The organism is Siccibacter colletis, assembly GCF_025914095.1.
Taxonomy (GTDB): Bacteria; Pseudomonadota; Gammaproteobacteria; order Enterobacterales; family Enterobacteriaceae; genus Siccibacter; species Siccibacter colletis.
The window spans coordinates 315,414-336,192 of record NZ_CP074352.1; the positions used below are offsets into that span (position 1 = coordinate 315,414).

20 protein-coding genes are annotated in these 20,779 nt (G+C 58.1%); 9 read left to right on the forward strand and 11 right to left on the reverse strand.

Annotated elements, in window-relative coordinates; translation table 11 throughout:
* Positions 1-10: 10 nt before the first annotated feature.
* From rpe to trpS, 3 genes are read left to right on the forward strand one after another with little or no spacing between them, the layout of a single operon-like run.
* Entirely contained in the window at positions 11-688 is a 678-nt protein-coding gene (rpe, locus tag KFZ77_RS01475; protein WP_031521770.1) for a ribulose-phosphate 3-epimerase, read from the forward strand.
* Entirely contained in the window at positions 681-1,442 is a 762-nt protein-coding gene (gph, locus tag KFZ77_RS01480) for a phosphoglycolate phosphatase (RefSeq protein WP_031521769.1), read from the forward strand. The genes rpe and gph overlap by 8 nt, the downstream gene beginning before the upstream one ends.
* Positions 1,435-2,442 (forward strand): tryptophan--tRNA ligase, encoded by a 1,008-nt coding sequence (trpS, locus tag KFZ77_RS01485; protein WP_031521767.1) that lies wholly within the window; start codon positions 1,435-1,437, stop codon positions 2,440-2,442. Before gph ends, trpS begins: the two co-directional genes overlap by 8 nt.
* A 57-nt stretch (positions 2,443-2,499) precedes the next feature.
* Here trpS and cysG read toward each other — a convergent pair whose 3' ends face one another.
* The 5 genes from cysG to tsgA form a co-directional block, all read right to left on the reverse strand.
* Entirely contained in the window at positions 2,500-3,873 is a 1,374-nt protein-coding gene (cysG, locus tag KFZ77_RS01490) for a siroheme synthase CysG (RefSeq protein WP_031521766.1), read from the reverse strand.
* Between the two features lie 11 nt (positions 3,874-3,884).
* Positions 3,885-4,694: a nitrite transporter NirC gene (nirC, locus tag KFZ77_RS01495; protein WP_264385266.1), complete on the reverse strand. Its 810-nt coding sequence runs from the start codon at positions 4,692-4,694 to the stop codon at positions 3,885-3,887.
* A gap of 82 nt (positions 4,695-4,776) precedes the next feature.
* Entirely contained in the window at positions 4,777-5,103 is a 327-nt protein-coding gene (gene nirD / locus KFZ77_RS01500; protein WP_031521763.1) for a nitrite reductase small subunit NirD, read from the reverse strand.
* Positions 5,100-7,643, reverse strand: a complete 2,544-nt coding sequence (nirB, locus tag KFZ77_RS01505; protein WP_264385267.1) for a nitrite reductase large subunit NirB — start codon at positions 7,641-7,643, stop codon at positions 5,100-5,102. The genes nirD and nirB overlap by 4 nt, the downstream gene beginning before the upstream one ends.
* 291 nt (positions 7,644-7,934) lie before the next feature.
* Positions 7,935-9,119, reverse strand: a complete 1,185-nt coding sequence (gene tsgA / locus KFZ77_RS01510; RefSeq protein ID WP_264385268.1) for an MFS transporter TsgA — start codon at positions 9,117-9,119, stop codon at positions 7,935-7,937.
* A 278-nt stretch (positions 9,120-9,397) separates the two neighbouring features.
* On the opposite strand from tsgA, the gene ppiA reads away from it, so the two are divergent.
* From ppiA to argD, 5 genes are all read left to right on the forward strand, one after another.
* Positions 9,398-9,970: a peptidylprolyl isomerase A gene (ppiA, locus tag KFZ77_RS01515; protein ID WP_031521758.1), complete on the forward strand. Its 573-nt coding sequence runs from the start codon at positions 9,398-9,400 to the stop codon at positions 9,968-9,970.
* Positions 9,971-10,077: 107 nt separating this feature from the next.
* Complete coding sequence (locus KFZ77_RS01520) at positions 10,078-10,248, forward strand: YhfG family protein (protein WP_072002007.1); 171 nt, start codon at positions 10,078-10,080, stop codon at positions 10,246-10,248.
* Positions 10,238-10,840 carry a putative adenosine monophosphate-protein transferase Fic gene (locus KFZ77_RS01525; RefSeq protein ID WP_264385269.1) on the forward strand — a complete coding sequence of 201 codons (603 nt, stop codon included), beginning with the start codon at positions 10,238-10,240 and terminating at the stop codon, positions 10,838-10,840. The genes KFZ77_RS01520 and KFZ77_RS01525 overlap by 11 nt, the downstream gene beginning before the upstream one ends.
* A gap of 32 nt (positions 10,841-10,872) precedes the next feature.
* Complete coding sequence (gene pabA, locus KFZ77_RS01530) at positions 10,873-11,436, forward strand: aminodeoxychorismate synthase component 2 (protein ID WP_264385270.1); 564 nt, start codon at positions 10,873-10,875, stop codon at positions 11,434-11,436.
* Between the two features lie 87 nt (positions 11,437-11,523).
* Positions 11,524-12,744, forward strand: a complete 1,221-nt coding sequence (gene argD / locus KFZ77_RS01535; RefSeq protein WP_264385271.1) for a bifunctional acetylornithine/succinyldiaminopimelate transaminase — start codon at positions 11,524-11,526, stop codon at positions 12,742-12,744.
* Here the strand turns inward: argD and KFZ77_RS01540 are convergent, their stop codons facing one another.
* Both KFZ77_RS01540 and crp read right to left on the reverse strand, forming a co-directional pair.
* Positions 12,745-14,829, reverse strand: coding sequence for a YccS/YhfK family putative transporter (locus tag KFZ77_RS01540; protein WP_264385272.1), 2,085 nt, complete (start codon positions 14,827-14,829; stop codon positions 12,745-12,747).
* Positions 14,830-14,889: 60 nt separating this feature from the next.
* Entirely contained in the window at positions 14,890-15,522 is a 633-nt protein-coding gene (gene crp / locus KFZ77_RS01545; RefSeq protein WP_000242758.1) for a cAMP-activated global transcriptional regulator CRP, read from the reverse strand.
* A 305-nt stretch (positions 15,523-15,827) separates the two neighbouring features.
* Here crp and KFZ77_RS01550 point away from each other — a divergent pair, with 305 nt between their 5' ends.
* Positions 15,828-16,232: an OsmC family protein gene (locus tag KFZ77_RS01550; protein ID WP_031521749.1), complete on the forward strand. Its 405-nt coding sequence runs from the start codon at positions 15,828-15,830 to the stop codon at positions 16,230-16,232.
* A 45-nt stretch (positions 16,233-16,277) separates the two neighbouring features.
* Here KFZ77_RS01550 and KFZ77_RS01555 read toward each other — a convergent pair whose 3' ends face one another.
* From KFZ77_RS01555 to KFZ77_RS01570, 4 genes are all read right to left on the reverse strand, one after another.
* The gene (locus KFZ77_RS01555) at positions 16,278-17,147 is read right to left on the reverse strand and encodes a phosphoribulokinase (RefSeq protein WP_264385273.1); all 870 of its coding nucleotides are present in this window, start codon (positions 17,145-17,147) and stop codon (positions 16,278-16,280) included.
* Between the two features lie 65 nt (positions 17,148-17,212).
* Complete coding sequence (locus KFZ77_RS01560) at positions 17,213-17,431, reverse strand: YheU family protein (RefSeq protein ID WP_031521745.1); 219 nt, start codon at positions 17,429-17,431, stop codon at positions 17,213-17,215.
* A complete protein-coding gene (locus tag KFZ77_RS01565; protein ID WP_264385274.1) occupies positions 17,428-18,447 on the reverse strand; it encodes a hydrolase in 1,020 nt (339 codons plus the stop codon). Before KFZ77_RS01565 ends, KFZ77_RS01560 begins: the two co-directional genes overlap by 4 nt.
* Before the next feature lie 194 nt (positions 18,448-18,641).
* Positions 18,642-20,546 (reverse strand): ABC transporter ATP-binding protein, encoded by a 1,905-nt coding sequence (locus tag KFZ77_RS01570; RefSeq protein ID WP_264385275.1) that lies wholly within the window; start codon positions 20,544-20,546, stop codon positions 18,642-18,644.
* Between the last annotated feature and the right edge of the window lie 233 nt (positions 20,547-20,779).

Consider the following 20,779-nt stretch of genomic DNA (forward strand, 5'->3'; position numbering starts at 1 on the left):
GGAGAAGCGGATGAAACAGTTTTTGATTGCCCCCTCTATTCTGTCGGCGGATTTCGCCAGGCTGGGTGAAGACACCGCAAAGGTGCTGGCAGCGGGTGCTGATGTCGTGCACTTCGATGTGATGGATAACCACTACGTGCCAAACCTTACCATCGGGCCGATGGTATTGAAGGCGCTGCGTAACTACGGCATTACCGCACCGATCGACGTGCATCTGATGGTTAAACCTGTGGATCGCATCATTCCCGACTTCGCCGCGGCGGGTGCCAGCTTCATTACTTTCCACCCGGAAGCCTCCGAGCACATCGATCGTTCGCTGCAGCTCATCAAAGAGCACGGCTGTAAAGCGGGCCTGGTGTTTAATCCGGCCACGCCGCTAAGTTACCTCGATCACGTGATGGATAAGCTCGACGTCATCCTGCTGATGTCGGTTAACCCGGGCTTCGGCGGCCAGTCCTTTATCCCGCATACGCTCGATAAGCTGCGCGACGTGCGCCAGCGTATTGATGCGTCCGGCCGTGATATTCGTCTGGAAGTAGACGGTGGCGTAAAGGTGAACAACATTGCCGACATCGCAGCGGCGGGCGCGGATATGTTTGTCGCCGGTTCGGCGATTTTCGACACGCCGGATTACAAAGCGGTCATCGACGAGATGCGTAGTGAACTGGCGAAGGTGCAGCATGGATAAGTCAGCCAACCTGCGCGGCGTGGCGTTTGACCTCGATGGAACGCTGGTAGACAGCGCGCCGGGTCTGGCGCACGCCGTGGATATGGCGCTGTATGCGCTCGAACTGCCCCAGCCAGGCGAAGCGCGGGTGATTACCTGGATTGGTAACGGCGCGGATGTGCTGATGGAGCGTGCGCTGAACTGGGCGCGTCAGGAGAGGGCAGCACTGCGTGCCGCCTCCGGTAAACCGGCTATCGACGACGCTGATATTCCTCAGGAAGAGCAAGCGCGGGTGCTGCGTAAGCTGTTCGACCGCTATTACGCCGCCAGCGTGGAAGAGGGCAGTTTCCTGTTCCCGGATGTGGAAACGACCCTGGCCGCGCTGCATGCTAACGGTACGCCGATGGCGCTGGTGACCAATAAGCCGACGCCGTTTGTCGCCCCGCTGCTGGAATCCCTCGGCATTGCGCGCTACTTCAGCGTGGTGATTGGCGGTGACGATGTGGAAAACAAAAAGCCGCATCCGGAACCGCTGCTGCTGGTGGCAAAACAGCTGGAGCTGGCTCCGCAGTCGCTGCTGTTTGTCGGCGATTCGCGCAATGATATTCTCGCCGCGCAGGCTGCCGGATTCGTTTCCGTCGGCCTGACCTACGGCTACAACTACGGTGAAGCGATTACGCTGAGCAAACCGGACATGGTGTTCGATCGCTTCCGTGACATTCTGCCCGTCTTCGGGCTTTCGCACAGTGACAATCAGGAATCAGAAAATGAGTAAGCCCATCGTTTTTAGTGGCGCGCAGCCGTCAGGTGAATTGACCATTGGTAACTACATGGGTGCGCTGCGTCAGTGGGTAAACATGCAGGATGAGTACCACTGCATTTACTGCATCGTCGATCAGCATGCAATTACCGTGCGTCAGGATCCTGAGAAGCTGCGCAAAGCCACCCTCGATACCCTGGCGCTTTATCTCGCCTGTGGCATCGACCCGGCCAAAAGCACCATCTTCGTGCAGTCCCACGTGCCTGAGCACGCGCAGCTGGGATGGGCGCTGAACTGCTACACCTACTTCGGCGAGCTGAGCCGCATGACCCAGTTCAAAGATAAATCGGCGCGTTACGAAGAGAACATTAACGCCGGGCTGTTTGATTACCCGGTGCTGATGGCGGCGGATATTCTGCTGTATCAGACCAATCAGGTGCCGGTAGGCGAAGATCAGAAGCAGCATCTTGAGCTGAGCCGCGACGTGGCGAGCCGCTTCAACGCCATTTACGGTGAGATTTTCAAAGTGCCTGAGCCGTTCATTCCGAAATCTGGCGCGCGCGTGATGTCCCTGCTGGACCCGACCAAAAAGATGTCCAAGTCTGACGACAATCGCAACAACGTTATCGGCCTGCTGGAAGATCCGAAAGCGGTGGTGAAGAAACTGAAACGCGCGATGACCGACTCCGATGAGCCGCCGGTGGTACGTTACGACGTGGTGAACAAACCGGGGGTTTCCAACCTGCTGGATATTCTCTCCGGCGTTACCGGTCAGAGCATCGCGGAGCTGGAACAGCACTTTGATGGCAAAATGTATGGTCATCTCAAAGGGGAAGTGGCGGAAGCTGTGTCCGGCATGCTCACCGAGCTGCAGGAGCGCTATCACCGCTATCGCAACGACGAAGCGTTCCTGAATCAGGTGATGAAAGACGGGGCAGAAAAAGCGAGTGCCCGCGCGTCTGAAACCCTGAAGAAGGTGTATGACGCGATTGGTTTCGTCGGCAAGCCGCTGTAAGGCAGCCGTAAACCAAAAGAAAAAGGCAGGGTAACCTGCCTTTTTTACGCCTGACGTTTAGTGGCTTGAAAACCAGTTGAGCTTGTTGCGCAGGGCCACCACCCGCCCGACGATAATCAGGCTCGGGCTTTCTACCTGAGTCGCCAGTTCGCCCAGCTGCGTCAGCACCCCGTCCACCACGCGCTGTTTAACCGCGGTGCCGTTCTCGACCAGCGCCACCGGCATATCCGCTGCCATGCCGTGCTCCAGCAACTTCTCCTGAATCGTTGCCGCCTGGTTCAGACCCATATAAAACACCAGCGTCTGCTGTTCTGCGGCCAGATTGTGCCAGTCCATCGCGCCGCCGCTTTTCAGGTGGCCGGTAACCAGCCGCACGCTCTGAGCGTAATCGCGGTGGGTAAGAGGAATACCGGCATAGGCGGAGCAGCCAGAGGCGGCGGTGATGCCGGGAACTACCGAGAACGGGATCCCGGCGTGGCACAGCGTTTCCAGCTCTTCGCCGCCGCGCCCGAAGATAAACGGATCGCCGCCCTTAAGACGCACCACGCGCTTGCCGCGCTGGGCTTCGCGCAGCAGGATCTGATTAATTTCCTCCTGCGGCACGCAGTGATAGCCGGCGCGCTTGCCGACAAACACGCGATCGGCGTCGCGGCGCACCAGGTTCATGATCTCATCGGACACCAGGCGGTCGTAGACCACGATGTCCGCCTGCTGGATCTGCTGTAAACCTTTGAGGGTCAGCAGGCCCGCATCCCCCGGTCCGGCGCCCACCAGCACCACTTCACCGCGATTTTCCAGCGGCTCGCTGAACAGCGTCCCGGTAATGGCCTCTACCGCCGCCGCATCCTCATTGGCCAGCGACTGCGCCAGGCGATCGTTGACGAAGAATTTCTCCCAGAAGCGGCGGCGTTCGCTCATGGCGCTGAACGTCTGCTTCACCCGACCGCGCAACTGACCGGCATAGTGGGCCACCTTGCCGAGATGCTGCGGCAGCAGCGCTTCCAGTTTTTCGCGCAGCAGGCGAGCCAGCACCGGTGAGGTGCCGCCCGACGAGACGGCCACCATCAGCGGCGAACGGTCAATTATCGACGGCATGATAAAGCTGGCTTGTTTCGGTGCGTCCACCACGTTACAGAAGATCCGCCGCGCTTCAGCGGCGTCGCTGACCTGTTGATTGACTGCATCGTCATCGGTGGCGGCGATCACCAGCCAACAGGTATCCAGCAGGGCTTCATCAAACGCGCCCTGCGCCAGCGTTAACGCACCGGCATCGGCCCAGACGGTAAACTGCGGGTCGAAGCGCAGGGCGTTAACAGTGAGGCGGGCGCCAGCGTCCAGCAGCAGACGGGCTTTACGCTCCGCAACATCGCCGCCGCCAACCAGCAGGCAGTCACGATCGCGTAACTGGCAAAATATGGGCAGGTGATCCACGACATTACCTCTTAATTATTGGCCGCAGCCTTGGTTATCGCGACGGTCTCCGTACCGGGACGCTCCGCTTCAGGCGTAGCATACCAATAACCCAGCCCCATAAATACGGCACCGGAAAGGGTGTTGCCCAGGGTTACCCACAAAAGGTTATGGCCGATACCTGAAAGGGTGTAGGTCTCGCTGTGATGGCCGAACCAGGAGAGGGCGAACAGCGTCATGTTAGCGACAGAGTGCTCGTAGCCGGAAGCGATAAATGCCAGCAGGCACCACCAGATGGCGATGAACTTCGCGGCACCCTCAGTGCGGATTGCCATCCAGATTGCCAGGCATACCAGCCAGTTACACAGCGCCCCTTTGAAGAACAGCACCGCTGCCGGTGCGCTGGTTTTCGCCAGTGCCGCGGTATGCAGCAGGCTGGTATCCACCGGCAGCAGGCTACCGCCACCCCAGGCGTAGAGCAGGGCGACAAACACCGACCCCATCAGGTTTCCGAGCCAGGTCTGTGGCAGGATAGTCCACATCTGCCGCTGGTTGATGGTGCCGGCTTTCACGCCGAAGGTAAGAAACATCGTGTGGCCGGTGAACAGCTCGGAGCCAGCGATGATGACCAGCGTCAGGGCGATACCAAAGGTGGCTCCCATCACCAGCGGACGCACCGCAGGTTCGAGCAGATTGCCAAGGGTGAAGATGAGAATAATAGCCATGCCAACATAGGCGCCCGCCATCGCTGAGCCGATCCAGAAGCCGAGCGGACTCTCTTTATTCAGTCGTGCGATGCGTGCCGCGTTGGCCGCACACTTATTGATCGTGTCGGTAAACATAGTAATGCCTCAGGATTAAAAAGAATTCGCTGGCTCCGGTCGGGAGCGGGTAAAAAAACGGGGGCCTTGCGCCCCCGGATTATCAGTTTTTCACCTGGACCATGCCGTCCTGGACGCGCGTCTCGTAATGGGCGACCGAGCGGCTCTCATCTTCCATGCATAGCCCGTCGCGCAGGCGGAAGCGCTGTTTTTTCAGCGGACTGGCAACCCACAGCTCGCCCTGATGTTCGGCAATCAGCCCGCGGGAAAGCACGCTGGACTCAAAGAACGGGTCGATATTGCTGATGGCGTAAACCTGTTCTTCTTTGCCGGGGCGGAAGATGGCGACCTGTTGATCGCCCACCAGCGCACAGACGCCGGTGGCCGGGATGATGTCGTCTATCTGACAAATCGTATTCCACTGGCTCATACGGTTTCCTCCACAAGGGTGACAGGGATGCGTTCATATGGCGTAGCCGGACGGTGCTGCTGGCGCTCATTCACCACCTGCACATTCGGGTCACGACGGTCGCTGTTAATGAAGTGTCTGAAACGTACCTGCGCCTGCGGATCGTTGACCGTTTCGGTCCACTCGCAGATCACCGCATCGCGCAGACGGGCCATTTCTGCTTCCAGCTGCGCATTCAGCCCCAGCTTGTCGTCGATGATCACGCTCTTGACGTAGTCGATGCCGCCTTCCAGGTTTTCCAGCCAGACCGAAGTGCGCTGCAGCTTATCCGCCGTGCGGATGTAGAACATCATGAAGCGATCGAGGTAGTGCAGCAGCGTTTCGCGATCGAGGTCGGCCGCCAGCAGGTCAGCGTGGCGTGGTTTCATGCCGCCGTTGCCGCAGACGTAGAGGTTCCAGCCTTTCTCGGTGGCGATGATGCCGACATCTTTACCCTGGGCTTCTGCGCATTCACGCGTGCAGCCGGACACGCCAAACTTCATTTTGTGCGGGGTGCGGATGCCTTTGTAGCGGTTCTCCAGCTCGACGCCGAAGCCGACGCTGTCGCCGACACCGTAGCGGCACCAGGTGCTGCCGACGCAGGTTTTCGCCATGCGCAGCGCTTTCGCATAGGCGTGGCCGGTTTCGAAGCCGGCGCTGATCAACTGACGCCAGATTTCCGGCAGGTCATCTTTCTGCGCCCCGAACAGGCCGATGCGCTGCGAACCGGTGATTTTGGTGTAAAGGTTGAATTCGCGGGCAATACGGCCCACTTCCATCAGCCCTTCCGGCGTGATTTCGCCTCCGGCAGAGCGTGGGATCACCGAGTAGGTGCCGTCTTTCTGGATGTTTGCCAGGAAGTTGTCGTTGGTATCCTGCAGCGGCGTGTGCTGCGGTTTGAGCACGTATTCGTTCCAGCAGGAGGCGAGCAGTGAACCCACGGTCGGTTTACACACTTCACAGCCGTAGCCTTTGCCGTATTTCGCCAGCAGCTCGTCAAAGGATTTGATGCCTTCGACGCGAATGAGGTGATACAGCTCCTGGCGCGAGAAGGCAAAGTGTTCGCAGAGGTTGTTGGTCACCTCGATGCCTTGTTTCGCCAGCTCGGCGTTCAGCACCTGGGTCACCAGCGGGATGCAGCCGCCACAGCCGGTACCGGCTTTGGTTTCGGCTTTCAGCGCCGCAACGGTGTGGCAGCCGCGCCCAATGGCGGCAACCAGGTCGCCTTTCGTGACATCGAAGCAGGAGCAGATTTGCGCGCTGTCAGGCAGTTTATCGACGCCGATAGAGGGCTTGCCGCTGCTGGCGTGCGCCGGGAGGATCAACGCGTCCGGGTTTTCCGGCAGTTCGATGGCGTTCAGCACCAGCTGCAGCAGGTTACCGTAGTCGCTGGTATCGCCCACCAGCACCGCGCCGAGCAGGGTTTTGTTATCCGGGCTGACGATAAGCCGTTTGTAGACCTCTTTGCTTTCGTCGAGATAGACGTAGCTGCGCGCGCCCGGCGTACGGCCGTGAGCATCGCCGATACCGCCTACGTCGACACCGAGCAGCTTCAGCTTGGCGCTCAGGTCGGCCCCTGCAAAGGCATTTTCATTACCCAGCAGATGATCGACGGTTACCTGCGCCATTTTGTAGCCCGGGGCCACCAGACCGTACACGCGGTTGTTCCAGCTGGCGCACTCGCCGATAGCGTAAATATCCGGGTCGGACGTCTGGCAGACATCGTTCACCATGATCCCGCCGCGCTGAGCGATGGCGAGGCCGCATTGATTCGCCAGCTTATCGCGTGGGCGGATACCGGTGGAGAAGACGATGAAATCGACTTCCAGCTCGCTGCCGTCGGCGAAACGCATGGTTTTACGCGCCTCGGTGCCCTGCTGGACGATCTCCTGGGTATTTTTGCTGGTGTGGACGCGCACGCCCATGCTTTCGATTTTACGACGCAGCTGCTCGCCGCCCATCTGATCGAGCTGTTCGGCCATCAGCATGGGTGCGAATTCGATAACGTGCGTTTCAACGCCCAGGTTTTTCAGCGCGCCCGCGGCTTCCAGGCCGAGCAGACCGCCGCCGACCACCGCGCCGCGTTTACTGCGACGCGCGCAGGCTTCGATGGCGTTGAGATCTTCGATAGTGCGGTAAACAAAGCAGTCCTGGGTATCTGAACCTTTAATCGGTGGGATCCACGGATAGGAGCCGGTCGCCATGATCAGTTTGTCGTAATAAACGGTGCGTCCGGCGCTGGAGTGGATCACCTTCTCCTGACGGTTAATGGTGATGGCGCGTTCGCCCACCAGCACCTGCACGCCGCGTTTTTCATACCAGCCTTCGCGGACCAGCGAGAGTTCTTCAGCGGTATGATGGGAAAAGTAAGAGGAGAGGTGGACACGATCGTATGCGATACGGGGCTCTTCACAGAAAACGGTAATTTCAAACTGACCGGGTTCGGCTTTATCGAGAAGCTCTTCGATAAAGCGGTGCCCGACCATGCCGTTACCAATTATAGCGAGTCTGACATTGCTCATTTTTGCCTCGATTTCTATTCTATTACCTCCTACCTTAACGATTCAGCACGCCATCTTATTGATATAGATCAAATACGACTTTGCCTACTACTTAGGTGGTATCCCTATGAATTGTAATGTTTTTTGTAAGCGCTGGAATTGTATGACAATTTATTGAGGGGCGGTTTTTGACTGTTTTTTAAGCGAGACTACTGATTTGGGATTACTCACTTAACCTGACGTTAACAAGCGGAGCGAGGGGTAATGGGGTAGGAAAAAACGTCCCTCTCCGCAGAGAGGGACTGACAGCGATTAATGTGCCGCTGCGGTAGTGGCATGCTGGCGGTGACGCGTCACGAAGCCGAGCACGAAGCACATAATAAAGACCACAGCGTAGAGGCCGTTTGCCGTCATCAGCGCCGCTTTGGTGCCGTGGCTGGCAACAATCGGTGCCGTTACGATGAAGGTCAGCATGGTGCCAACGGTGCCGCAGGTCAGAATAAAGTTAACCAGCTTCGGTGAGGCGACTTTAGTCTGCAGCGAACCCAGGGTGATGATCGAGGTGTAAATCGCGCTGGAGAAGAAGCCCAGTGCCAGAATAAACCACGTCATGTGTTCCGGGTTGCCGTTGATGAAGAAGTACATCAGCACCGTAGCCAGGCCCGCCAGCACGGTCAGAATGCGCTGCAGATCGAAGAAGCGCAGGATGAAGCTGAACGCCCACATGCCGATCATGTACGACATCCAGAAGTTACTCACCAGCTGTCCCTGGTCCTCAATGCTCTTGCCCAGCCCTTCCACATACTTAGGTACCCAGGCGATAAAGCCCAGCTGGCCGAGGATGTAGCAGAGTGCAGCAACGGCCAGGAACAGTACGCCAATACCCCATTTTTCTTTGGCGACCGGCTGGCTGGTGGTGACCGCTTTTTTACCCAGTACCGGGAACTCACAGCCGAAGGTCAGCGCGAAGATGGCCACGTACACCAGACCAATCGCCGCATAGACCCAGTACCACTCAATGGTACGCGCCAGCAGCCACGCCGCCAGCATCGGGAAAATCATCCCGGCCATGCTGAAGAAGGAGTCGGTAAACAGCAGACGCGCACCGCGGCTACGGCCTTCATACATATGGGTGATGAGGAAGGTACCGATAGACATGGTGATCCCACTCACCAGGCCGAGTACAAACATGGATGCAGAGAACAGGGCGATGCTGTGGCCCAGCATTAACCCGGCAACCGCGAGCACCATCAGCACAAAGCCGAAGCGCAGCTGGGTTTTCAGCGGGATGATTTCCATCAGCCAGGCATTCAGGAAGATGGAAATCAGGATCCCGGCGTTCAGGAAGGTGAAGGTGTTACTCATGCTGGAAACCGGCAGATTAAAATATTCTGCGATATTTCCCATCACCATCCCGGTGACAATTACCAGCGCACCAGTAAGGGCGTAGGAGAAATAGCTAATCCATGTGAGCTGTAAGCGGTTGCTGTTGGTCATAGCGAGCCTGTGAATAGATGTGTAAAGCGCGTTGACAGCGCAGGGGCGTGCAGATTTTATGCATTCATGTGACGTAATTAAACAATTTGATAGGCGTTTTCTGAAACCAACCCATCAATACATGACTTCTGTCACAGATGTGCATCATACGATAACGTTTGCCTTGCTGAAACAGCTTAAAACATCTTCGTAAAAATAAGTAAAAGGCTGGCGCCTGCGATCGGTGCTCTTTAGAATCAATCCACTTGCAACACTCATCGCTTTCGTAAGGAATTTTCATGCTCAAATCGACACTGGCGGCAGTCGCGGCTGTTTTAGCGCTTTCCGCAATCTCCCCGGCTGCACTGGCGGCAAAAGGCGATACTCACGTTCTGCTTACCACCTCTGCCGGCAACATTGAGCTGGAATTAAATAATCAAAAAGCGCCGATTTCGGTGAAGAACTTCGTCGATTACGTGAACAGCGGTTACTACAACAACACCACCTTCCATCGCGTGATCCCGGGCTTTATGATTCAGGGCGGCGGCTTCACCGCTGAAATGCAGCAGAAGCAGCCGAACCCGCCGATTAAAAACGAAGCCGATAACGGCCTGCGTAACACCCGCGGCACTATCTCGATGGCGCGCACCGCTGACAAAGACAGCGCCACCAGCCAGTTCTTCCTGAACGTGGCCGATAACGCGTTCCTCGACCACGGCCAGCGCGATTTCGGCTATGCGGTGTTTGGTAAAGTTGTGAAAGGCATGGACGTGGCCGATAAGATTTCGCAGGTGCAAACCCACGACGTCGGTCCGTATCAGAATGTGCCGTCAAAACCGGTAGTTATCCTCTCCGCGAAAGTTCTGCCGTAATTCCTCCCCCTGCGGGTGCCCGCCACCCGCATCGTCTCTTCCTGACGGCACATCCTTAAATTGCTGCTTATACTTGTGGCACATGAGGTTACGTTGAGGGAGACGCAATGACTAAAAAACTCACCGAAAAACAAAAGTCCCGGCTATGGGAACGGCAACGCAATCTCAATTTTCAGGCCAGCCGTCGGTTAGAGGGGGTTGAGATCCCGCTGGTGGAGTTGAGCGAAGAAGAGGCGCTGGCGCGTATAGAGACGTTAAGGGGGGAGTATGAGCGATAAATTTGGCGACGGGCGCGACCCTTATCTCTATGCCGGTTCGAAAGTAATGAAAAACCGCCTCGGCATTCGTCAGGCGCAGCGTCTTGAGCAGGCGGCGTATGAATTTACCGCGCTGCGTGCAGCCACGCTCGGCCCCGGCCCGGTGATTCGCGGTCTGCCGCACCTGTGCGCCATTCACCAATATCTCTATCAGGACGTGTTCGACTGGGCAGGCGAACTGCGGGAAGTGGACATTTACGAAGGCGATACCCGTTTTTGCCATTTCGAATACCTTGAGAAAGAGGGCAATGCCCTGATGCAGGCGCTGGAAGACGAAGACTATCTGGCGGGGCTGGAGCGTGACGCGTTTATCGAGCGCCTCGCGCACTACTATTGTGAGATCAACGTTCTGCATCCGTTCCGCATCGGCAACGGGCTGGCCCAGCGTATCTTCTTTGAGCAGCTGGCGCTCCACGCCGGGTATCTGCTGGACTGGCGCGAGGTAGACCCGCAAGCCTGGCGCAGTGCAAATCAGGCGGGCGCGATGGGCGATCTGGCGCCGTTACAGACCATTTTCAGCAAAGTGGTGAGCGAAGCGCGGGAAAGCGAGTAAACTGACGCGGTTCGCGACGTTACGGAGCCGCTATGATACTGCTTATCGACAACTATGACTCTTTCACCTGGAACCTGTACCAGTACTTTTGCGAGCTGGGCGCGCAGGTTACGGTAAAGCGCAATGATGAGCTGACCCTGGCGGATATCGACGCGCTCGGGCCGCAAAAAATTGTTATCTCTCCCGGCCCCTGTACGCCCGATGAAGCCGGTATTTCGCTGGAGGTTATCCGCCGCTATGCCGGACAGCTGCCGATACTCGGCGTCTGTCTGGGTCACCAGGCGATTGCCCAGGCTTCTGGCGCACGCGTGGTACGCGCCGCGAAGGTGATGCACGGCAAGACCTCCATCATTACCCACACCGGCAAAGGCGTGTTTGCCGGCCTGAATAATCCGCTTACCGTTACCCGGTATCACTCTCTGATTGTTGAACCTGCAACCTTGCCCGCCAGTTTTGAAGTAACAGCCTGGAGCGATACCCGGGAAATTATGGGCCTTCGCCATCGGGAGTGGGATCTGGAGGGGGTGCAGTTCCACCCGGAAAGCATCCTCAGCGAGCAGGGCCACCAGCTGCTGGCGAACTTCCTGAATCGCTGATCTTTTCGTTGCCATCGTATGATTTTTTATGCATATTTTGTGATTATGTTTTCATAATCGCGTTCGCGTAAAAATGATGGAGTTTCCATGGCAACTGAGCAAGCGGCAATCACCCGGGCAACATTCGATGAAGTCATCCTGCCGATTTATGCACCTGCCGAGTTTATCCCGGTTAAAGGCAAGGGAAGCCGCGTCTGGGATCAGCAGGGCAAGGAGTATATCGACTTTGCGGGCGGTATTGCCGTAACGGCGCTCGGACACTGCCATCCTGCGCTGGTTGAGGCGCTGAAAACGCAGGGTGAAACGCTCTGGCACACCAGTAACGTCTTCACCAACGAGCCGGCGCTGCGCCTGGCGCGCAACATCATTGATGCCACCTTTGCCGAACGCGTGCTGTTTATGAACTCCGGCACTGAAGCCAACGAAACGGCCTTTAAGCTCGCGCGTTACTACGCTTCCACCCGCCACAGCCCGTACAAAAGCAAGATCATCGCTTTCCATAACGCCTTCCACGGGCGCTCGCTGTTCACGGTTTCGGTCGGCGGGCAGCCGAAATACTCCGACGGCTTTGGGCCAAAACCGGCTGACATCATCCATGTGCCGTTCAACGATCTGCACGCGGTGAAGGCGGTGATGGATGATCACACCTGCGCCATTGTGGTGGAGCCGATTCAGGGTGAGGGCGGAGTGACCGCCGCAACGCCGGAATTCTTACAGGGGCTGCGCGATCTCTGCGACCAGCATCAGGCGCTGCTGGTGTTTGACGAAGTGCAGTGCGGCATGGGGCGCAGCGGCACGCTGTTCGCCTATCAGCACTATGGCGTGACGCCGGATATTCTGACCAGCGCCAAAGCGCTCGGCGGCGGCTTCCCGGTCAGCGCAGTGCTGACGACGCAGGAGATCGCCAGCGCTTTCCACGTTGGTTCGCACGGTTCCACCTACGGTGGCAACCCGCTGGCCTGCGCGGTGGCGGGCGCGGCATTCGATATCATTAATACTCCTGAAGTGCTGGACGGCGTGCTTGCCCGTCGCCAGCAGTTCGTTGCGCACCTGCAGCAGATTAATCAGCAGTACGACGTGTTCAGCGATATTCGTGGCATGGGTCTGCTTATTGGCGCGGAGCTGCAACCGCAGTACGCCGGGCGTGCGCGTGACCTGCTGTATGCCGCTGCCAGTGAAGGCGTGATGGTGCTGAATGCCGGGCCGAACGTGATGCGTTTTGCCCCATCGCTGGTGGTGGAAGAAGATGAGATCGACCATGGGATGGCGCGCTTCGCCGCGGCGGTAGGTAAGGTGGTTAACGGCTGATCAGCTTTCGCCGCGCAGCCGTCGCTTCAACCAGATCCCATGCTGAGGCCGCTGGCGCCAGGCCACGGACGAAATGGTATGCATGGTGCTCAGGTGGCTGAGAATGCGCTGCAGGTGCTGCTCCATGGTGGTGAGCGGGCCTGAGGGCAACGACTCTGGCGGTTCGATAATGGTTACGTCGTTGCTCGCTGACGGCGCGTCATACTCCAGCCGCTGCTGGCAGCGCTGAATGGCAATCTCACAGGATTGCAGATAGCGTTCGGCCAGCTGCGGCGTCAGCATGTTGTGTTCCCGGGCCAGCGTTGTGATGGCGTTGATGTGCTCGACCACGAACTGACTGTGGGTCACCCACAGCTTCATGTCCGCCAGATAGTGCGTGTTGAAGCCCGGCTCCTGCATCGCCTGGTTAAGGGAGTTATACACCGCGTTGTGCGCCTGGTTCACGCGCATACGCTGCCACGCCAGCGGTGTCGCCCCGGGGTTATCACTGAGGATCAGGCGTAGCGCGTCCTGATCCGCCTCCAGCGCATCGTGCGCATTCTGCCGCAGCAGACCGGTCTGCCACTGCGGCCACAGCCATACCATCCCGCCAAAGGCAATCAGACAGCCAATCAAGGTATCGACTAAGCGCGGCAGGATAAACTGCTCAGCGTTCAGGGTAATCAGCTGCAGGGTGTACACCGCCGTGACGGTAAAGCCTATCGTCGCCCAGCCGTAGCTTTTGCGGATGATCAGATAGCTCACCAGCGTAATCGCCAGCATCGCCAGCAGGGCGAATCCTTCCGGGAAGTGGAAATGCAGCGCCACGCCGGCAATCAGCAGCCCCGCCATGGTGCCGCCAGCACGGTGGAAGATCCGCACCCGCGTGGCGCCGTAGCCGTTCTGGGTAACGAACATAATGGTCATCAGGATCCAGTACGGTTTCGGCAGATGAAACGCGTTGCCCACCAGGCTGGCGATGCTCAGCATCACGGCGATACGCGCGGCGTTGCGCAGGGCCGCAGATTTAAAAGAGAGGTAACTTTTTAACGCCGGGAACAGCGGCAGGCGGCGCTGCCGGTCCTCCATCATGTCGCGCACGTACAGAGGGCGCTGGGTGCGCAGCACGCGGGCGATGCGGCTGAAGTGATAATCAAAAAATTGCCCGACCGGGTTATCGGGATGCTGACGGGCGATCTTTTCCAGCGCTTCGCTCTGCTTATCCATCGAAAAACGCGTCGGATAGCGGTGATAGAGAATATCGTCGGCAAGCGTGCGCAGCCGGCCGGCGACAGTTTGCGCTGTCCAGCGAATGACTTTTTCGGCGTGGGTCTGCTTCACCAGCTTTTGTACCTCTTCCGGCTGGTGCAGGCTGACCGAGATATGCTCCTGCAGGTCGAGCGCAATCTGGAACGCGCGCAGCAGGCGCCGGTAATCATTCTGGCGGTTGGCGGCCAGCATGTGCAGCTGCTGATAACACTGGCTGATGAGATCCACCACCTTCTGCTGATGTGCCAGCAATGGCGGTAGCGCGGTATCCGGGTCGGTATGCCGGGTAAGCATGCTGTATTTCGCTTCACAGTAGCTCGCCAGTTCGCGATAGAGCAGACTGAGTGTCTCCCGCAGCGGCTGTTCACGCCACAGCCAGAACCAGAACCAGTTGAACGCGCCGTACCACAGCGTGCCGAGGGTGTAGATGAGCATTGGTTGCCAGACCGGCATGTTGCCGGCGAGGCTTAGGGTAAAGATCGCGGCGATAAGCGAGGCCGGGAGCAGGCGCGCATGCAGGCTGCTGATCTCCGCCGTCACGCCAAGCACCAGCGCCATGACGCTCAGAATAATCGGCAGAGGAAGTTGCTGATAAAGCAGAAGCTGGACTGCGAGACTACTGAGGGCAAACAGCGAGCCGCCGATAAACAGGCGTTTGAAGAAGCGTTTATGAGGTGTATCCAGCCCGGCAATATTGCAGCAGGCAGGCACCAGCGAGAAGAGCAAGCCCTGTTGCAGATGGCCCAGTATCAGGCCCACCGCCACGGGAATACAGAGCACCAGCGTTTGTCGGAGTGCGTAGTTAACTTCGGGGTGGTAAATCAGCCTGCGCCACATAGCCAACGAGCAGAGACAACAACGGCGTGCTACTCGCGTAACACGCCGTTGCGAAGCGGCTTAACGGGTTCCGTAAACCACGATGGTTTTACCGTGTGCGGAGATCAGGTTCTGATCTTCCAGCATTTTCAGAATACGGCCTACGGTTTCGCGGGAGCAGCCCACGATCTGGCCAATTTCCTGACGGGTAATTTTGATCTGCATTCCGTCCGGGTGGGTCATCGCGTCAGGCTGCTTTGCAAGGTTCAGCAGGGTCTGGGCGATACGGCCGGTTACGTCGAGGAAGGCGAGGTTGCCCACTTTCTCGGAGGTGACCTGCAAGCGACGCGCCATCTGCGAGGAGAGGCGCATCAGGATGTCCGGGTTCACCTGGATCAGCTGACGGAATTTTTTATAGGAGATCTCAGCGACTTCACAGGCGGTTTTCGCGCGAACCCAGGCGCTACGCTCCTGGCCCTCTTCAAACAGGCCAAGCTCGCCAATAAAGTCACCCTGATTCAGATAGGACAGGATCATCTCCTTGCCTTCTTCATCTTTGATCAGCACTGCCACTGAGCCTTTAACGATGTAGTACAACGTTTCCGCTTTTTCACCCTGGTGAATCAGCGTGCTCTTAGATGGGTACTTATGAATGTGGCAATGAGACAAGAACCATTCAAGAGTCGGGTCTGTTTGCGGTTTGCCAAGCACCATGCGCTGTTATCCTCTGTTATAAACTGGCTCCAGAGTCCGGGTTATGCCCCTGCTCTGGGGTTGCTGTCATATATTCCCGCATCCCGGGAAGTGGCGCTCGTCAGATTTCGTCGCCTTTAATGAGTAAAATCCGCCGCATACATGCATAACATCAATGTTACATGATTACAGCCAGACTGTTTTAGCATAGCTTTTCATGAGTGTCTTGTATTGTCTCGTTTCAGCTTGACGCAGGTCGCCTTTCGTTGCCTGTTTTGCGGGCGACGAGTAATCTGTCGTCAAATCAGCAAGTCAGGAGAAGGCAAATGCAGGCACGTGTTAAATGGGTGGAAGGCCTGACCTTCCTGGGTGAATCTGCCTCCGGGCATCAGGTGCTGATGGACGGCAACTCCGGCGATAAAGCGCCAAGCCCGATGGAGATGGTACTGATGGCCGCAGGTGGTTGTAGCGCGATTGACGTAGTGTCGATTCTGCAGAAGGGGCGTCACGACGTGACCAACTGCGAGGTGAAGCTTACCTCCGAACGCCGGGAAGAGGCGCCGCGCCTGTTCACGCACATTAATCTGCACTTTATCGTTACCGGTAAAGCGCTCAAAGACGCGGCGGTAGAGCGGGCGGTGTCGCTCTCGGCAGAGAAATACTGCTCGGTGGCGTTGATGCTGGAGAAAGCGGTGAACATCACCCACTCGTATGAGGTGATTGAAGCCTGACGGCAGGGCGGCGCTGACAGGCTTCATGCAGTCAGCGCCGCACCGTTATTCGATTTTTTTCCCTTCCATCAACCGCTGCACCAGCGGCATCATAATCAGCTCCATCGCCAGCCCCATCTTGCCGCCCGGCACCACTAACGTATTCATGTGAGAAATAAATGAACCCTGCAGCATGGCCAGCAGCCAGGGGTAATCGATGCCCTCCAGATTGCGGAAGTGGATCACCACCAGACTCTCGTCCAGCGACGGGATAGTTTTCGCTGCGAATGGGTTGGAGGTATCCACCGTCGGCACGCGCTGGAAGTTGATATGGGTGCGCGAGAACTGCGGGGTGATGAAGTTGATGTAATCCTCCATCGAACGCACCACGGAGTCCATTACCGCCTCGCGCGAGTGACCGCGCTCGCTGGTATCACGCACCAGCTTCTGGATCCATTCAAGGTTAACGATGGGCACCACGCCCACCAGCAGATCAACATGCTGCGCCACGTCGTGCTGCGGCGTGACCACACCGCCGTGCAGCCCTTCGTAGAACAGCACGTCCGTTGGCTCCGGGAGCGGCTGCCACGGCGTGAAGGTGCCGGGAACCTGATTCCACGGCACTGCTTCATCGTAAGTATGAAGGTATTTACGCGACTGGCCGCTGCCGCTGCGCCCGTATTCGCTGAATGTCTCTTCCAGCAGGCCGAAGTCGTTAGCTTCCGGGCCGAAGTAGCTGATGTGGCGACCGAGATCGCGCGCTTTGCGGATCGCCATGTCCATTTCAGGCCGGGTGTAGCGATGGAAGCTGTCGCCCTCGATTTCGGCGGCGTGCAGATTGAGCTGGGTGAAAATCTTACGGAAGGCGAGGCTGGTGGTGGTGGTACCGGCTCCGCTGGAGCCGGTCACGGCAATAATCGGGTGCCTGGCTGACATAGGAAACTACTCCCTTGATGGGTACGCGACGTCACTGCACAGGCGGGAACAGGTTCTGAACGTCGTCAGCCGTGGAACTGACCGCGCGGCATAATGTTAATGGTTTCATGCAGTTCAGACCAGACCAGTACCGCTTCGCCCGTTTGCAGTTGACGTTTTACGTCCGAGACTTTTTGTTCGAGGCTGCGTTCATGTTCACCATAATCGGTGCCTTCGCGCAACACAAAAGATTCGAGCAGGTTATCGAGCGTGTCGGGATCGAGTTCTTTCCAGGGAATAATCATCGCACATCCAGATAGTGAGTCAGCCAGTCAGGCACACGCTGTTCAAGCCACATCTGCGGGCGGCGCAGCGTACCGCTTACGAAACCCACATGCCCGCCATGGTCGGTCAACTGGTATTCAATCGACGGCGGCAGCAGCGTCGGGTCGGGTATCACGTGATGATCCATAAAGGGATCATCTTTAGCATGGATGATAAGCATCGGTTTTGCGACATTGGGCAGCATCGGCATGGCGCTGCACTGGCGGTAGTAGTCCAGCGCGTCTGCAAAACCGTGGATTTTCGAGGTGATAAGATCGTCGAAGTCGCGCAAGCCGCGGATCTGCTTCAGCTGCTTGATACTGACCGGTAACGTGCCGGGATAGGCGTGCAGCTTGCGCGCCGCGTTGGCTTTCAGCAGGTTGAGCAGATAACGCTGGTAGAAACGACTGAAGCCTTTTTCCATGTGGTAGCAGCACTGCTCCAGCAGCAGCGGGGCGGAAACCACGACGCCAGCATCAAGCAGACAGTCGCTGCCCTGTTTCGCCATCAGGCAGGCCAGCATGTTGCCGCCGAGTGAATAACCCACCGCGGCGGTAGGCACATCGCCCCAGGTGGATTTCAGCCACGACAGAAAATAGCTGCCGTCTTCGGTTTCCCCGGAGTGATAGATCCGCTTCATGCGGTTCGGCTCACCGCTGCAGCCGCGAAAATGCATCACTACGCCCAGCCAGCCGCGTTTCTTCGCCGCTTCGATCATGCCGTGCGCGTAGGGGCTGTGCAGGCTGCCCTCGAGGCCATGAAAGACCACCAGCCGGGGTTTGTGCGCCGCACCCGCCGGATCTTCGCTCCACGCGAGATCGACAAAGTCACCGTCCGGCATGTCGAGCCGCTGCCAGTGCGGAGTAAACTTCACGCGACGGCGCAGCACGCGCGGCAGCATGGTTTGCAGATGCGGATTGCGCGCCCCCGGCATGGGAACAAAGTGCTGTGAGTCGGGGCGATGCGCTTCCAGCCCGGCGTGGGTGATCTCGGTCATGATGCTCATTTGAATAGTAAGTCTGATCAGGATTATATCGTGACCGGGGGTTAAAGTTGATGACTTTATCCCTTTCGATAAAGGGCGTGAATGCCAAAGCGAGGAGAAACGCGGGCGGTTAAGAGAGGGCCGCATGCTGGCGTGACGGCCACAGAGGAGGAGCGCGCCGACGACGATAGCGCCGGCGCGGCGCATCATGGCTGGTTCAGCATCTGCTCCAGCGACTCCTGCGCGTCAAGCCATGCCATTTCACACGCTTCGAGACCGGCTTTGGTTTTCGCCTGCAGCTGCAGCGCCTCGTTCATTTCGGCTTTGCGGCCCGGATCGTACAGCCCGCTGTCGCTTAGCTTCTCCTCAACGCCAGCAAGGGTCGCGTTAAGCTTCTCCATCTCTTTTTCGAGACGGGCGATCTCTTTGCGGATTGGCTGGGTCAGGGTGCGCAGCTCCGCCTCGCGGCGCTTCTGATCTTTACGCGCTTGCGCCGAGTTGGCGTTATCTTTGGCGGCCTCGTCGCCCTGGCTCTCCTGCTTCTGCACATCGCTCAGCCACTGCTGGTAATCTTCCAGGTCGCCGTCAAAGGCTTCCACTTTGCCGTCGTGGACCAGATAGAGGTCGTCGGTGGTGGAGCGGATCAGGTGGCGGTCGTGCGATACCACCACCAGCGCGCCTTCAAATTCGATAAGCGCATCGGTCAGCGCCTGACGCATGTCGAGGTCGAGGTGGTTGGTCGGTTCATCGAGCAGCAGCAGGTTGGGGCGCTGCCAGACGATCAGCGCCAGCACCAGCCGCGCCTTTTCGCCGCCGGAGAAGCGCTCGGTGTTCTCGCTCACCTTGTCGCCCTGGAAGCCGAAGCCGCCGAGGTAGTCGCGCAGCTTCTGCTCCAGCTCCTGCGGGGCGAGGCGCGCCAGATGCTGCAATGGCGATTCGTCGGCGCGCAGAAACTCCAGCTGATGCTGGGCGAAATAGCCGAGCTTGATACCCTTCGCGAGGCCGATGTCGCCGCTGACCGGGGCCAGTTCGCCCGCCAGCAGCTTAATCAGCGTGGATTTACCGGCACCGTTGCGTCCCAGCAAACCAATACGTGACCCCGGGACCAGGTTCAGCTTGATGGAGTCGAGGATAGTGCGATCCCCGTAACCCGCGCTGACCTTTTCCATTTTCAGCAGCGGGTTCGGCAGGCTTTCCGGCGCGCGGAAGCTGAAGTGGAACGGGTTATCCACGTGCGCCGGGGCGATCAGCTCCATGCGCTCCAGCATCTTAATGCGGCTCTGCGCCTGTTTGGCCTTCGAGGCTTTTGCTTTAAAGCGGTCAATGAAGCTTTGCAGATGCGCCACGCGCTCCTGCTGGCTTTCGTAGGTGGCCTGCTGCTGGGCCAGGCGCGTCGCGCGCTGGCGCTCGAACGAGCTGTAGTTCCCGGTGTACTCGAACATATTCTGTTGTTCGATATGAATGATTTTATCCACCACCGGATCGAGGAAGTCGCGGTCGTGAGAAATCAGGATCAGCGTGCCGGGGTAGCTTTTCAGCCAGCGCTCCAGCCAGATCACCGCATCGAGATCGAGGTGGTTGGTCGGTTCATCAAGCAGCAGCAGGTCAGAACGGCAGATCAGCGCCTGAGCAAGGTTAAGGCGCATGCGCCAGCCACCGGAGAAATCACTCACCGGGCGCTCCAGCTGTTCGTTGCTGAAGCCTAAGCCGTGCAACAGGCTGGCGGCACGCGAACGGATAGTCCAGGCGTCAATGGCGTCCAGCTTACCGTGGAGCGTGGCGATAGCGTTGCCGTCGTTGCGCTCGTTGGCGGCGTGCAGGTCGCGCTCAAGCTGGCGATATTCGCGGTCGCCGTCGATGACATAGTCCATAGCCGGCATCGCCAGCGCGGGCGTCTCCTGGTTGACCCAGGCAAGCTGCCAGGTTCCCGGGAAGCTGAAGCTGCCGCCGTCTGCGCTAATCTCATTTTTCAGCAGCGCAAGCAGCGTGGATTTACCGCAGCCGTTTTTGCCCACCAGGCCGACTTTCTGGCCGGGGTTGATGGTGGCGGTGGCATTGTCCAGCAGCACGCGGGTACCGCGACGAATTTGTAGCGAGGAGAAAACAATCATAAGGCGCCGTTTGTTCAGACTATGTTAAATTGTCATTAAAAGGCTGTGCCGCTTCAGCCGCGCGATGCACTGTCATCTGCGTGCGTCAGTATCTCTGAGGAAGCGGAATCACCTTTAGTGACGCGCTGCGTCATGCATCGCGTGGGGCGCCATGGTAGCCCAAATTAATGACAATACACAAAATCATTCAGGCAACATCGCGGCACCCGAACGCCAAAGGCTGACTGAAAGAA